Annotated in this window: 9 protein-coding genes and 1 pseudogene; 4 read left to right on the top strand and 6 right to left on the bottom strand. The window is 74.2% G+C overall.

Going from position 1 to position 13,522, the window contains the following annotated elements; translation table 11 throughout:
* Positions 1 to 3 precede the first annotated feature (3 nt).
* The 5 genes from ACFF45_RS30215 to ACFF45_RS30195 all read right to left on the bottom strand — a co-directional run bounded on the left by ACFF45_RS30215 (position 4) and on the right by ACFF45_RS30195 (position 6,145).
* Entirely contained in the window at positions 4 to 1,254 is a 1,251-nt protein-coding gene (locus ACFF45_RS30215; protein WP_381349920.1) for an acyl-CoA dehydrogenase family protein, read from the bottom strand.
* Positions 1,255 to 1,379: 125 nt separating this feature from the next.
* Positions 1,380 to 2,483: an XdhC family protein gene (locus ACFF45_RS30210; RefSeq protein WP_381349918.1), complete on the bottom strand. Its 1,104-nt coding sequence runs from the start codon at positions 2,481 to 2,483 to the stop codon at positions 1,380 to 1,382.
* The gene (locus ACFF45_RS30205) at positions 2,476 to 4,593 is read right to left on the bottom strand and encodes a xanthine dehydrogenase family protein molybdopterin-binding subunit (RefSeq protein ID WP_381349916.1); all 2,118 of its coding nucleotides are present in this window, start codon (positions 4,591 to 4,593) and stop codon (positions 2,476 to 2,478) included. Before ACFF45_RS30205 ends, ACFF45_RS30210 begins: the two co-directional genes overlap by 8 nt.
* The gene (locus tag ACFF45_RS30200; RefSeq protein ID WP_381349915.1) at positions 4,590 to 5,585 is read right to left on the bottom strand and encodes an FAD binding domain-containing protein; all 996 of its coding nucleotides are present in this window, start codon (positions 5,583 to 5,585) and stop codon (positions 4,590 to 4,592) included. Before ACFF45_RS30200 ends, ACFF45_RS30205 begins: the two co-directional genes overlap by 4 nt.
* Positions 5,582 to 6,145 (bottom strand): (2Fe-2S)-binding protein, encoded by a 564-nt coding sequence (locus tag ACFF45_RS30195; RefSeq protein WP_381349913.1) that lies wholly within the window; start codon positions 6,143 to 6,145, stop codon positions 5,582 to 5,584. Before ACFF45_RS30195 ends, ACFF45_RS30200 begins: the two co-directional genes overlap by 4 nt.
* Before the next feature lie 244 nt (positions 6,146 to 6,389).
* Here ACFF45_RS30195 and ACFF45_RS30190 point away from each other — a divergent pair, with 244 nt between their 5' ends.
* The 4 genes from ACFF45_RS30190 (at position 6,390) to ACFF45_RS30175 (ending at position 12,694) form a co-directional block, all read left to right on the top strand.
* Positions 6,390 to 6,965, top strand: a complete 576-nt coding sequence (locus ACFF45_RS30190; protein ID WP_381349912.1) for a TetR/AcrR family transcriptional regulator — start codon at positions 6,390 to 6,392, stop codon at positions 6,963 to 6,965.
* A 222-nt stretch (positions 6,966 to 7,187) separates the two neighbouring features.
* On the top strand, positions 7,188 to 8,564 hold the full coding sequence (locus ACFF45_RS30185; protein ID WP_381349910.1) for a cytochrome P450: 1,377 nt from the start codon (positions 7,188 to 7,190) through the stop codon (positions 8,562 to 8,564).
* A 29-nt stretch (positions 8,565 to 8,593) separates the two neighbouring features.
* Positions 8,594 to 9,601 (top strand): (-)-alpha-amorphene synthase, encoded by a 1,008-nt coding sequence (locus ACFF45_RS30180; protein WP_381349908.1) that lies wholly within the window; start codon positions 8,594 to 8,596, stop codon positions 9,599 to 9,601.
* 183 nt (positions 9,602 to 9,784) lie between these two features.
* Entirely contained in the window at positions 9,785 to 12,694 is a 2,910-nt protein-coding gene (locus tag ACFF45_RS30175; protein WP_381349906.1) for an ATP-binding protein, read from the top strand.
* 165 nt (positions 12,695 to 12,859) lie between these two features.
* On the opposite strand, the pseudogene ACFF45_RS30170 reads toward ACFF45_RS30175, so the two are convergent.
* Positions 12,860 to 13,522, bottom strand: a pseudogene (locus ACFF45_RS30170) (serine/threonine protein kinase); the annotation flags it as partial.

Below are 13,522 nucleotides of genomic sequence, written 5' to 3'. Positions count from 1 at the left end.
CGCTCAGGGCAGGGCGAACACGGGGTGCGCGCCGTTGAGGAAGTAGTCGCCGACCTCGCGGAGCCGGTGCGCGGCCGGTTCGCGCAGGGTGTGCGTCCGGGTGTCGCGCCAGAAGCGGTCGAGTCCGTGGCGCTGGTCCGCGGCCCGGGCCCCGATGACGTCCAGGGCACGGGTGGCGATGTCCTGCGCGGCCCGGGTGGCGGCCGCCTCGGCCACGCTCGCCAGGACGGCGATCTCCGCGCACTCGTCGTCGTTCAGGTCCTCGCCCCGCGACAGTCCGTGCGTCAGCGCACCGACCGCCTGCTCGGCGAGGGCCGACGCGGAGCGGGCGACGACCGCGAGCTCTCCGTAGGAGCTGACCAGGTACGGGTCGCGGGCCGGGCCGTTCGGCCGGTGGTACTCACGTGTCTCGGCCAGCAGCCCCTCGGCGACCCCGAGACAGACGTGCGCGGAGACCAGTCGCGCGACCGGCGCGGCCAGCCCGGCGAACGGCGACAGCACGCCCTCGTCCGCGGAGAGCGACCCGAACACGTCCCCCTCCGCCACCGGCACGGCATCGAAGTCCATCCCGCCCACGGCGGCCAGTCGCTGCCCGAAGGTCTCCCCGCCCGTGCGGTACACCGCGCCGGGGTGGACCGGATCGACCAGGACGGCCAGTGGCTCACCACTGCCGGTCCGCGCCGCGCGGACGAGCAGCCGGTCCGCGACGTGGGCGGCGGTGACGTCGCCGTGGTGACCGTTCAGCAGGTAGCCGTCCCCGACGGGGGTCAGGGTCAGCGGCCGCTCGCGGGAGGCGATGCCGCCGCCCCAGCACCACCGCTCCGCCGCGGACTGGCGTTCGACGCGGGCGGCGACGGCCGGCGGGGCGAAGAAGCGGGCCCCGGCGGACAGGAAGTAGTGGCTGCCCAGCAGGTGACCGATCGCGCCGTCGGCCGCCGCGATCGTCCGGACCACCGCGTAGGCGGTGCGCCAGCCCGCGCCGCCTCCGTCGTCGCCGTCGTCGCCGGGGGCGGCATCGGTGGCAGCACCGGGGCCGGTGGCGGTACCGGTGTCAGTGGCAGTGCCGGTGTCGCGGTCGGCATCGGCGTGCGCGTCGACGAGAAGGGTCAGCAGCCCTGCCTCACGCAGCCGTTCGACCTCGTCCAGCGGCGCCTTCCCGGCCTGCTCGCGTTCGACCACGTCGATGGCCAGATCGTCCGCCAGTTCCCGGGCCGTGCGCAGCCAGTGCGCGTGCGCGGCTTCCTGGTCGGTCATGACGGCGGCCTTCCTTCCTGCGGGAACGTCATCCTCACGCGCGCCGTCGACGCCGGTCAACACTTTCCTAGTAATTCGATCGGAAAACTGGGAAACTCGGCCGGAACCCGTCGGTGCACCCACCGCTACGCCGCCGCTACGGCCTCCTTCCGGTGGATGGGCGCCCCCGAATCCGTCAGCGGCCGGCCCGTGCCGCCCCGCCGGGCCGCGATGATCTCGGCGGCGATGGACACCGCCGTCTCCTCGGGCGTACGGGCACCCAGGTCCAGCCCGATCGGTGAGCGCAGCCGGGCCAGCTCCCGCTCCCCCAGGCCCGCTTCCCGCAGCCGCCGTTCGCGGTCCGCGTGGGTGCGGCGGGACCCCATCGCACCGACGTACGCGACCGGCAGCCGCAGGGCCTCCCTCAGCAGGGGTACGTCGAACTTGGCGTCGTGCGTGAGGACGCACAGCACCGTGCGCCCGTCCGTCGCGGTACGGCGCAGATACCGGTGCGGCCAGTCGACCACGATGTCGTCGGCCTCGGGGAAGCGGGCGCGCGTGGCGAACACGGGCCGGGCGTCGCAGACGGTGACGTGGTAGCCGAGGAGTTTGGCGGTGCGGACGAGGGCCGCGGCGAAGTCGATCGCACCGAAGACGATCATGCGGGGCGGCGGGACGCGCGACTCCACCAGGACGGTGAGGCCGCAGAGTTCGACCGTGCCGGTGCGCCCGGCGTCCAGCAGGGCGCCCGCCTCGGCCGTGATGCGTTCCACCAGGTCGCGCGGCTCCGTCCCGTGCACCTCCGTCTCGTACGTGCCGTCCGGGTGGACCAGCGACGACGTGCCGAGCAGGTCCGGGGTGCCGCCCGTCACCCGCGCCAGGGCCACCGTCCCGCCGCGGGACACGGCCCCCAGCGCGCTCGCGACGACCTTCCTCTCGTGCGTCACCGGTGTGATCAGGACCTCGATCTCGCCGCCGCACGTCAGGCCCACCGCGAAGGCGTCCTCGTCGCTGTAGCCGAAGCGTTCGACGAACGTCTCCCCGCTGCGCAGGGATCGCCGGCACAGGTCGTACACCGCTCCTTCGACACAGCCGCCGGAGACCGAGCCGACGACCGTGCCGTCGGTGTCCACCGCGAGGGCGGCGCCGGGCGCGCGGGGGGCGCTGCCGGCCACGGAGACGACCGTGGCGACGGCGAACTCGCGGCCCTCCTCGGCCCAGCGGTGCAGTTCGGCGGCGATGTCAAGCATCGGCGGCCGCCAGCAGGACACGGTCGGGCCGGATGGGCAGGCTGCGGTGGCGGACGCCGGTCGCGTGCCAGACCGCGTTGGCGACCGCGGCCGCGGCGCCGACGACGCCGATCTCGCCGATGCCCTTGATGCCGACGGGGTCGTCGGGGTCGGGGTCGTCCACCCAGTCCGCCTCGACGTGGGGGATGTCGGCGTGCGCGGCCACGTGGTAGCCGGCGAGGTCGGCGCCGACGTTGCCGCCGGAGGCGCGGTCGCGGACGGCTTCCTCGTGCAGGGCCATGGAGATGCCCCAGATCATGCCGCCGACGAGCTGGTTGCGCGCGGTCAGCGGGTTGACGATCCGGCCCGCGGCGAAGATGCCGAGCATGCGCCGGACCCGGACCTCGCCGGTGGCGACGTCCACGGCGACCTCGGCGAACTGCGCACCGAACGAGTGCCGTTCCTTCTGGGCGAGGGCACCGATCGCCTCGGTGGTGTCCGACCGCACGGTGATGCCCTCCGGCGGGATGTCCACGCCCGGGGCCAGCCGTTCGCGCAGCTCGGCGGCGGCGGCCGTGATCGACCAGCCCCAGGACCGGGTGCCCATGGAGCCGCCGGCGATCATCGCCGGTCCGAAGTCGCTGTCCCCGATCCGCATCCGGACCCGGTCCGGCGGCACGTCCAGCGCGTCGGCGGCGATCAGGGTGAGCGCGGTACGGGCTCCGGTGCCGAGGTCCGAGGCCGCGGTCCGCACGGTGAAGGTGCCGTCCGCCTCCGCCGTGACCGCCGCCGTCGAGGGCGCGGCTCCGGCGAAGAAGGAGGACGCCGCGGTGCCGGTGCCGAGCAGCCAGCGTCCGTCCCGGCGCACCCCGGGGCGCGGGTCCCGGTCGGCCCAGCCGAAGCGGCGGGCGCCCTCCTCGAAGCAGGCGAGCAGGTTGCGGCTGCTGAACGGCAGCCCGGACACCGGTCCGGCGGTGGGCTCGTTGCGGACGCGCAGGGCGATCGGGTCGATGCCGCACTTCTCGGCGAGTTCGTCGAGCGCCGACTCCAGCGCGAACGCCCCCGGGGCCTCGCCCGGCGCGCGCATCCAGGTGGGGTGCGGCACGTCGAGCCGTACGACGTGGTTGGCGGTGTGGTGGGCGTCGGCGTCGTACATCACCCGGGCCACACCGGCGCCGGGCTCGACGAAGTCGAGGACCGTGGAGGTGTGGTTGAGCGAGCGGTGCTCCAGGGCCCGCAGCCGTCCGTCGGCTTCGGCGCCGAGCCGGACGCGCTGGCTGGTGGGGCTGCGGTGGCCGGCCAGGGAGAACATCTGGCGGCGGGTCAGCACCACCCGGACCGGGCGCTGCAGGACGGTGGCGGCCATCACGGCGGCCACCTGGTGGGCCCGCACGCCCTTGCTGCCGAAGCCGCCCCCGACGTGTTCGGAGCGGACCCGCACCGCGCCCGGGTCGAGGGAGAAGAGCTTGGCGAGGCCGTCCTGGACCCAGGTGGCGCCCTGGTTGGAGTCGACGACGTCGAGCCGTCCGCCGTCCCAGCGGGCCGCCGCCGCGTGCGGCTCCATCGGGTTGTGGTGCTCCTCCGGGGTCGTGTACTCGGCGTCCAGGACGACGGCGGACGCGGCGAGTTCGGCCTCCAGCTCGCCCTTGCCGGTCACCGCCGGCACCTGGCCGTCCACCGGGTGGATGTCCGGGCGGCCGGCGTGGAAGGCGACGTCGTGGGGTTCCCGGTCGTAGTGCACGACCATGACCTCGGCGGCCTCCCGGGCCTGCTCGGACGTCTCGGCGACCACCAGGGCCACCGGCCAGCCGGCGTGCGGCACCCGGTCGTCCTGGAACAGGGCGGCCGTCGGGTCCGGCGGGGTGCCGAGCAGCTGGACGTGGTCGGTGTCGACGCGGGGGGCGTTGCCGTGGTGCAGGACGGCGAGGACGCCGGGCATCGCGAGCACGCGGTCGGTCTCCAGGGCGCGGACGCGGCCGCGGGCGACGGTGGACAGCACCAGCCAGCCGTGGGTGAGGTCGGCGAAGGGTATCTCCGCCGCGTAGCGGGCGGCGCCGGTGACCTTGTCCCGGCCCTCGACGCGGGTATGGGCGGCGCCGACGGCGGACGCCGGTCGGGTGACGGTGGTCATCGGGCGTCGGCCTCCTCGGCGAGTTCGGTCAGCACGGCGATCACGAGGTTGCGCATGAGGGTCACCTTGTACCGGTTGTGCGGCAGCGGCTCGGCGGCGGCCAGTTCGGCGTCGGCCGCGGCCGCGAAGGCGGTGGCGTCGGCGGGGGCCCCGGTCAGCGTCTCCTCGGCCGCACGGGCCCGCCACGGCCGGGAGGCGACCGCGCCGAACGCCAGCCGCACGTCCCGCACGGTCCCCCGGTGGACGTCGAGCGCGGCGGCGACGGAGCCGATCGCGAAGGCGTACGAGGCGCGCTCACGCACCTTGCGGTAGCGGGAGCGGGCGGCGACCGGGGCGGGCGGCAGGGTGACGCCGGTGATCAGCGCGCCCGGCGGCAGGGCGGTCTCCCGGTGCGGGGTGTCACCCACCGGCCGGTAGAACTCGGTGAGCGGCAACTCCCCCGGCCCGTCGGCCGTTTCGAACGAGACGACGGCGTCGAGGGCGGTGAGCGCGACCGCCATGTCCGAGGGGTGGGTGGCGACGCAGTGCTCGGACGCGCCCAGGACGGCGTGGTTGTGGTGCTCGCCCACGATGGCGGGGCAGCCGCTGCCGGGGACGCGCTTGTTGCAGGGCTGGGTCACGTCGGCGAAGTAGCCGCAGCGGGTGCGCTGGAGCAGGTTGCCGCCGACGGTGGCCATGTTGCGCAGTTGTCCGGAGGCGCCGGCCAGCACGGCCTGGGTCAGCGCCGGGTAGCGGCGGCGGACCTCGGGGTGGGCGGCGAGGTCGCTGTTGGTGACGGTGGCGCCGACGCGCAGACCGCCGTGCCCGGTCGGCTCGATCCGGTCGAGGGGCAGGTCGCGGACGTCGACGAGCCGGGCGGGGTGTTCGACGCCGGTCTTCATCAGGTCGACGAGGTTGGTGCCGCCGCCGAGGAAGCGGGCGTCCGGGTCGGCGCCGAGCAGCGCGACGGCTCCCGGGACGTCCGCGGCCCGCTGGTAGCCGAACTCCTTCACGCCGCCTCCTCCTCGGTCTCGGCGGTCCTGGCCCGCTCGCCGGCCGCGCGGGCGACGGCCTGCACGATCGACACATAGGCTCCGCAACGGCAGAGGTTGCCGCTCATCCGCTCCCGGATCTCCTCGGGTGTCAGGGGCGGCGGTTCCGCCTCCGGTCGCAGGTCACCGGTGACGGCGCTCGGCCAGCCGGCCGCGTGTTCCTCGATGACGGCGGCGGCGGAGCAGATCTGTCCGGGGGTGCAGTAGCCGCACTGGAAGCCGTCGAGGTCGAGGAACGCCTGCTGGACCGGGTGCAGCCGGCCGCCCTCGGCCATCCCCTCGATGGTGGTGATCTCCCGCCCGTCGGCGGCCACCGCGAGTTGCAGGCAGGACACGGCCCGCCGGCCGTCGACCAGCACGGTGCAGGCACCGCACTGACCCTGGTCACACCCCTTCTTCGTGCCGGTGAGATCGAGGCGCTCGCGCAGCGCGTCGAGCAGGGTGGTGCGGTGGTCGACGGACAGCGGGTATTTCTCGCCGTTGATGTTCAAGGTGACGGCGCTGGACGTCGATGGGGCCATGATCAGCCTTCTTTCGCGTATCCGAGGCACGCAGACGAGGAGAAACGAAGACGGACGGAGAGATCCGGGGTGGCGTCCAACGCGGGGGGAAAGAGGCGCCGTGACGGCGCTGGACGTGGCGACATCGGGTCGCCCGCCGCTATGCTGGAGTCAACCGGACAGTTGTCCGCTACTAGGAAAACCTACCGGACAGTTGTCCGCTTAGCAAGACCGGGTTCCGGCCACGGCCCGCGAGGAGGACCACGTGCGGGAGAAGAAGACCGGGCCCCGGCGCTCGGACGCGCAGCGGAACCGGGAGCGGATCCTCGAGGTCGCCCTGGAGGAGCTGACCGGCTGCCCGGACGCCCCGCTGAGCGCGATCGCCAGGAAGGCGGGCGTGGGGCAGGCCACGTTCTACCGGAACTTCCCCAACCGCGAGGCGCTGGTGCTGGAGATCTACCGGCACGAGATGCAGCAAGTGACCGACAGCGCGGCCGAGTTGCTGGAGTGCCGGGAACCGGACGAGGCGCTGCGGGCGTGGATGGACGACCTCGCGCGGTTCGCCATGACCAAGGCGGGCCTGGCGGAGGCTCTCCGGCAGGCCGGCAGCACACCGGGAGCGCAGCAGCCCGGCCCCACCCCGCTGCTCGCCGCCGCCGAACTCCTGCTGCGCGCCAACGAGGAGGCCGGCACCATCCGCCCCGGCGTGAGCGCGGACGACTTCTCCCTCGCCATCTCCGGCCTGTGGCAGATCGATCCGCACACCGACTGGCAACCGCGCGCGGCCTGGCTGCTGGACCTCGTGATGGACGGACTGCGGGCGGGGGCCCCGGGCCGGTAATGCACGCCCCTGCTCGGGCACCGTATTCCGCGGAAGTCAAGAGGCTTTCTGTGCAGGCCACATCAACTGCTGTTCATCGATGCTTCCGCGTGCTTCCGTGCGCCCCCGGGAAAAGTGGATGTCGAAGGCGGACCTCGGGTTGAACCGGGGAGAACTCTGATTCAGGCGCCAGGCCGTTGGCGGTCACCGACTTGTGCACGTCGGCTGAGGCAAGGGGTTTCGATGAGTGGTGCCAGGACCGAACCGACCCGGCCATGGACCGTGGGTACTGCGCCGGGCATATTCCCTCCCGTGAGCCACGCTATCGCTTTGTTCCGGCGCCCGCTGGACTTTCTGAATTCCCTACCCGAGCAAGGCGATCTGGTCGCATTACGCCTGGGCCCGCGGCGCGCCTGGATGATCTGCGACCCCCAGCTGGTCCATCAGATGCTCAGGGAACCGCACGTCTTCGACAAGGGCGGCACGCAGTACGACCGGCTCGGCGCGCTGATGGGCAACGGCATCGTCACCTGCCCCCAGTCCGAGCACCGCCGCCAGCGCATGATCCTGCAACCCGGTTTCCACCCGTCCCGCATCCCCGCGTACACCACGTCGATGGGCGAGGAGGCCGAAGCCTTGTGCCGGGCGTGGCGCCCCGGTGAACGGATCGACGTCACCGGGGCGATGATGGCCCTGACCACAGGGGTGACCAGCCGGCTGCTGTTCTCCGGGTCGCTGGACGCCGAGCGGGCGGCCGTCGTGCGCGAGAGCCTCGCCGCCGTCGTGCGGGGCCTGTTCGTCCGTACGGTGGTGCCGGTCGACGCCGTTTTCCGCATACCCACGCCCGCCAACCGGCGGTACCAGGACGCGCTGCGCCGCCTGCACGCGCTGATCGACGCGATCATGGCCGAGCGCCGGGCGGCGCCGCCCCGTGACGACGTCCTGGGCACCTTGCTCGCGGCCCGCGACGGCTCCGGCGACGGCGACGGACCGTGCGCGGTCACCGACCAGGAGATCCACGACCAGCTCGTCACCCTCCTGCTCACCGGGGTGGAGACCACCGCGATGTGCCTGGCCTCCGCGTTCGGCCTGCTGGCGGTGAACCCGGACGCCGAACGCGCACTGTACCGCGAGGTCGACGCCACGCTCCCCGGCGGACACACCCCCGGTCACGACGCGCTGGAACGGCTGCGGTACACCCGGTGCGTGGTCACCGAGACGCTGCGGGTGCGCCCGCCCGGCTGGCTGTTCACCCGGACCACCACCAGGGCGACGGAGCTGGGCGGGCACCGGCTGCCGCGCGGGGCGACGATCCTGTACAGCCCCTATCTCCTGCACCACGATCCCGCGTCCTTTCCCGAGCCCGAGCGGTTCCGGCCCGAACGCTGGCTTCCGGGAGGGGCGACGGCCGTGCGCAAGGGCGCGATGCTGCCGTTCGCCGCGGGCAACCGCGCATGCATCGGCGACCGGTTGGCCATGGCGGAGGCGGTGGTGGCGGTCGCGACGATCGCCGCGCGCTGGCGTCTGCGGCCCGTGTCGGGCCACGCCGGACCGCCCCGTCCGGCGGCCACCTTGGGCCCGAGGGCACTGACGATGATCTGCGAGCCGCGTCAGCCATGACAGGACTTCCGAACGGCAGGTGACAGACGATGTCCACGGTGCATCAGGAGATCCCGGTCGCACGGCCCGGTGGACTGTCCGGAGGCACGCTCAAGGACCTGATAGACGCCTCCCTCCACATGCCCTTCCCCTTCCTCCGCAATCCCCATGAGGCCGACGTCGCGGCAGGGGTCGACGCGTGGCTGCGCACCTGGGGACTGACCGACGACCCGGCCGTCGCGCGGATGGTCGTCCGCACCCGGCCCGCCCGGCTGGCGTCCTGCACCAGTCCGACGGTCGACCGCGGCACTCTCCAGATCGTCGCGAACCAGATCGCCTACCAGTTCGTCTACGACGACCGCGCCGAGGACGTCGGCCGCCGGTGGCCCGGCCGGCTGCTGCCCATGGTGTGCGAGAGCGTCGGGATCCTCCGGGACGGCCTGTCGCCGAGCACCCCCCTCGGCGCCGCGCTGACCGACCTCCGCCGCCAGGTCCAGGAGCGGTGCACACCCGCGCAGGCCGCCCGCTGGAGCTGGCACGGCCGCGAGTACGTGCACGGCCTGCTGTACGAGTCGGTGGCCCAGACACGCTCGGTCCCCCTGGCGACCGGGGTGTGCACGACCATACGGTCGCTGACGGCGGGCGTCGAACCCTTCTACCCGCTGTACGAGGCCGCGCAGTCCCACGAGCTGACCCCCGAGGAGCTCCACCACCCCGTCGTGGAACGGCTGCGGCGGCTGTCGGTCGACGCGGCCGTGTGGACCGCCGACCTCTTCTCGGCGGTGAAGGAGCAACGGGCGGGCGGACTGATCAACCTGGCCCTGGCCCACCAGCGCGCCCAGCAGTGCTCCCTGGCGGACGCGGTGCGGCTCGCCGTCCGGGAGATCAACGACACGATCGGCGAGTTCCAGGCGCTGCGCGCCGAGATCGAGCCCGAGCTGAGCCCCGCGGGCGTCGGCTACACGCAGGGCATGACCGACTGGATCCGCGGCTGTTACCACTGGTCCCGCACCGTCCCGCGCTACGCGGACTCGGCCGTGGCACCCGTGGATCCGTGAGAGTCGCCCCCCGGGGCCCCGACGACCGGGGGGGCGTACCCGAAGAACTGACCATCAAACCACGCTGTCGGATGATTCATCCTTCCCTGTCATCCTCCTACCGCATTTTGGCCACGGGGTGTCCGGCGGGGCGTACTCTCGGCGCTGTCCTCCGAGGATCAATGACAGGAAGCGGTAGCGCACATGGCGCGAGTGTCGCGACAACCGATCACGGAGCCCCGGTCGTTGTTCGAGCGCGACCGGGAACTTCAAGACCTCGAAGCCGCGCTGTCGGACCTGCGGGGCGCCGCGGACGGCACACCGTACCGGGGGCGGGGCAGGCTGATCGCCTTCACCGGCCCGGCCGGCCTGGGCAAGACGAGGCTGCTCGCCGAGGCGCGCGCCCGGGCCGTCGCCCACGGGTGCACCGTCCTGTCGGGCAGGGGCGGCGAGAACGAGCAGGAGCTGGCCTTCCACCTGGTGCGCCAGCTCGTGCAGCCGGCCCTGGCCGGCCTGGACCAGCAGGGACTGCGCACCTTCCTCGGCAGCTGGTACGACATCGTCGCCGTGGTACTCGGGCTGGAGGCGACGGACGACGGCCAGATGCCGGACCCGACCGGCGTGCGGGACGGGCTCGACTGGGTCATGACGTGCCTGACGGTGCAACAGGCGCCCGTGGTGCTGATCCTGGACGACCTGCACTGGGCCGACGTCGAGTCCCTCGGCTGGCTCACCTCGTTCGCCGGCCGGACCGACGGCCTGCCCCTGCTCATCGTCGTCGCCTACCGGCCGAACGAGCTGCCGCCCGAGGCGGCTTCCTTCCGCGCGCTGGTGACGGGGCAGGGGACGCGCCCGTACCCGCTGGCACCGCTCACCCGCGAGGCGGTGGCGCGGATCGTCCGGGAGGAACTGGGTGACACGGCCGACGACGAGTTCTGCGAGGAGTGCTTCGACGTCACCGGCGGCAGCCCGTTCGAGGCCGTCGAACTGGCCATCAGGCTCGGCGAACGCCGTCTGACGGGCTCGGCGAGCGAGTTGCCGGTCATGCGTGACCTCGCGGCGGCGGTGAAGGGGCCGGGACTCATCGGGGCCCTCGAACAGCTCAGCACCAGCACCGTCCACTTCGCCGAGGCCGGAGCCGTGCTCGGCGCCCCGTTCCGGCCCGACATCGCCGCCACCATCGCGTGCGTCGGCAGCGAGCAGGCCGCCGAGGCGACCGCGCAGCTGCGCGCGGCCCGCATCCTGGCCGAGCACCACGCACCCGGCGGCGGCCTGGAGTTCGTGCACCCGCTGATCGCCACCACGATCTACCGGTCGATCCGCACCGGGTTCCGGGTCGGCATGCACAACGCCGCCGCGGTGGCCGTCCGGGCGGCGGGACTGGGCCCCACCGCCGCGGCCCGGCACCTGCTGGAGGTGCCCTGCGAGGGCAGCACCGAGGCGGTCGCCTGCCTCTGGGAGGCCGCCCGCGAGTACCTGCGCGCCGGTGCCCCGGAAGCCGCCCGCCGGCTCCTCGCCCGGGCGCTGCAGGAGCCGCCGCTGCCGGAGGACCGGGCCGCGCTCCTGCACGACCTGGCCTGCGCGACCTTCCTGATCGAGCCCACCGCCACGGTCAGCCACCTGCGGGAGGCGCTCGCGGAACCGGACCTCGACCCCGGCCTGCGGGCCTCCGTCGTCTACCGGCTGACCCAGGCGCTGGCCCACACGGACCAGATGGCGGAGGCCGCCGCCGTGGCCGAGCGGGAGGCGCGCCAGGCCACCAACGCGCGGATCAGGCTGCGCATGCAGGCCGATCACTTCGTGTGGAGCATGTTCCGCGCCGACGAGCCCGACTCGCCCGCCCTCTCGCGCAAGCTGGCCCGGCTCGCCGGACGCCTGCCCGGCCGGAGCCTGGAGGAGCGTTGCATCCTGGGCCTGCGGGGCTGGGACGCCCTGGTCCGCGGCGAGCCCCGGCACACCGCTCTCACCTGCGCCGAGGAGGCCCTGCACGGCGGCATGAGCTGGACCGAGGAGAACCGCGGCTTCGAGGTCCCCGTCTCCGTCGCCCTGGTGTTCATGTACGGCGACCAGCCGGGACGCGCCGAGGAGCTGTTCACCAGGGGCATGGCCGAATGCCGGCGCAAGGGCTGGCGCGGCTCCCATCTGGCGGTCGGGCAGACCCTCTTCGGCTACATCCGCTACCGCCGGGGACTGCTGGCCGAGGCGGAGCACTGGGTCCGGGAAGGCCTGCGCACCGCCGAGCGCGTGGAGGGCGCCGTACCCGCCCGGTGGTTCGCCCTCGGCATCCTCATCCAGACCCTGCTGGCCCGGGGCCGCACCGCCGACGCCCGTAAGGTCGCCGACGAGCACCGCTACGGCGATGTCGTCCCGAACGCCGTCATCTACCCGGACTCGCGCACCGTCTACGCCGAACTGCTCCTCGCCGAGGGCCGGTACGCCGAGGCCGAGCGGCTGCTGACCGCCGTCGGGGACCGGCTGGAGGCGCGGGCCTGGCGCAACCCGGCCTGGTGCCCCTGGCAGCTCAACCTGGCCCACGCCCTCGCGCCGTCCGCGCCGGGCCGGGCGGTGCGTGTCGCGCGGGACGCCGTCAAGCGGGCCCGCGACTTCGGCGCCGCCTCCGCGATCGGCCAGGCGCTGCACACCGAGGCCGAGGTGACCGGCGGTGCGGCCGCCCTCGACCTGTACGCCGAGGCCGTGGCCGAACTGCAGCGGTCGCCGGCGGCGTACGAACTGGCCCGCGCGCTGGTCGGTCACGGTGCCCTGCTGGCCCGCAACGGACGGGTCCAGGAGGCCGCCGACCGGCTGTACCAAGGCCTGGAAGGCGCCGTGCACTGCGGTGCGGAGGCACTGGCGGCGCGCGCCCGGGACGAGTTGTCGGCCGCCGGGCTGCGCCCCCTGCCCCTGCGCTACGCCCAGACGGACACGCTCACGGAACAGGAGCGCCGCGCGGCCGAGATGACCGCGCTGGGCAAGGGGGTGGCGGTCGTGGCGAAGGAACTGCGCCTCACCGAGCAGGGGGTACGGCAGTTGCTGTCGCTGGTGTACCGCAAGGTGGGGACGGACGCGGCGGGGCTGGCCCGGGCGCTGGAGAGCTTTCCCCGGCCGCGTCCGTGACACCGCCGGCCGCCGAGGTCCGTGGGGCGCCCGGGGGTGACGGGGGCTGACGGTCCGGGCCGCGTCGCCGCGCGCCGGCCGTCCCGGTCCGCGGCATCCCGCGTGCGCGGCGTACCGTTCCGTCACGTCCTGTCCGTCACCTCCCGCGTGCGGCGGACCGTCCCGTCACGTCCCGCGGGTGCAGCGGCCCGCGGGGCTGGTCACCGGAGGGCGGCACTGCAGGGCGAAGTCGGCGGGGCTGGTGCTCAGGTAGCGCCCCACGCAGGCGTTCGCCGACGTGCGCCCGCGCTCGGCGCAGAAGGCCAGTGCCGACCGGCCGTCGCCGAACGGGCCCGGCGCGTAGATCACCCAGTAGCCGGGGCGGAGCGACGCGTAGTCGTCGCTGCGGACGGCGACGGCCTCGGGCACGGACTCGCGGACCCGCGCGAGGCGCTGGTCGCGGACCGCGGTGCCGGCGGTGAGCGGTTCGGAGTGCAGCTGCGCGATCCAGCGGCCGCCGGACCCGTCCCCGAGCGGGGCGGAGGACGATCCCGAGGGGGCCGGAGCGGGGGCCGCGCCGGTGGGGGTCGGCGTGGGGGTCGCGCTGGGCGTCGGAGCCGGGCTCACGGGGGGTGCTGTGGAGCCGCCGTGCGCGCCGACCGCCCGCTGGTCGTCCTTCGTCCCGCCGTCGGACGTGCGGAGGGAGAGCGCGAGTGCCGTGAGCGCGCCCGCGGCCAGCAGGGCGGCGGCCGCGACGAGGAGTGGTCGGCGGGCCCGCGGGCGCCCCGGCCGCGGGGTGTCCAGCCGCGTCGGGGTCGGCGCCGGAGCCGGCACGGGCGGCGCGGGCGG

The sequence above is a fragment of the Streptomyces cinereospinus genome (genome assembly GCF_042430725.1).
Taxonomy (GTDB): Bacteria; Actinomycetota; Actinomycetes; order Streptomycetales; family Streptomycetaceae; genus Streptomyces; species Streptomyces cinereospinus.
Note: the sequence above shows the minus strand (reverse complement) of the source record. Positions and strands in the feature narration are given on the sequence as shown.

Bases quoted from the DNA above. Each gene is read 5' to 3' on its own strand.
- ACFF45_RS30205 (WP_381349916.1), bottom strand. From the start codon at position 4,593: ATGACCACCGTCACCCGACCGGCGTCCGCCGTCGGCGCCGCCCATACC.
- ACFF45_RS30175 (WP_381349906.1), top strand. From the start codon at position 9,785: ATGGCGCGAGTGTCGCGACAACCGATCACGGAGCCCCGGTCGTTGTTC.
- ACFF45_RS30210 (WP_381349918.1), bottom strand. From the start codon at position 2,483: ATGCTTGACATCGCCGCCGAACTGCACCGCTGGGCCGAGGAGGGCCGC.
- ACFF45_RS30185 (WP_381349910.1), top strand. From the start codon at position 7,188: ATGAGTGGTGCCAGGACCGAACCGACCCGGCCATGGACCGTGGGTACT.
- ACFF45_RS30180 (WP_381349908.1), top strand. From the start codon at position 8,594: ATGTCCACGGTGCATCAGGAGATCCCGGTCGCACGGCCCGGTGGACTG.
- ACFF45_RS30215 (WP_381349920.1), bottom strand. From the start codon at position 1,254: ATGACCGACCAGGAAGCCGCGCACGCGCACTGGCTGCGCACGGCCCGG.
- ACFF45_RS30195 (WP_381349913.1), bottom strand. From the start codon at position 6,145: ATGGCCCCATCGACGTCCAGCGCCGTCACCTTGAACATCAACGGCGAG.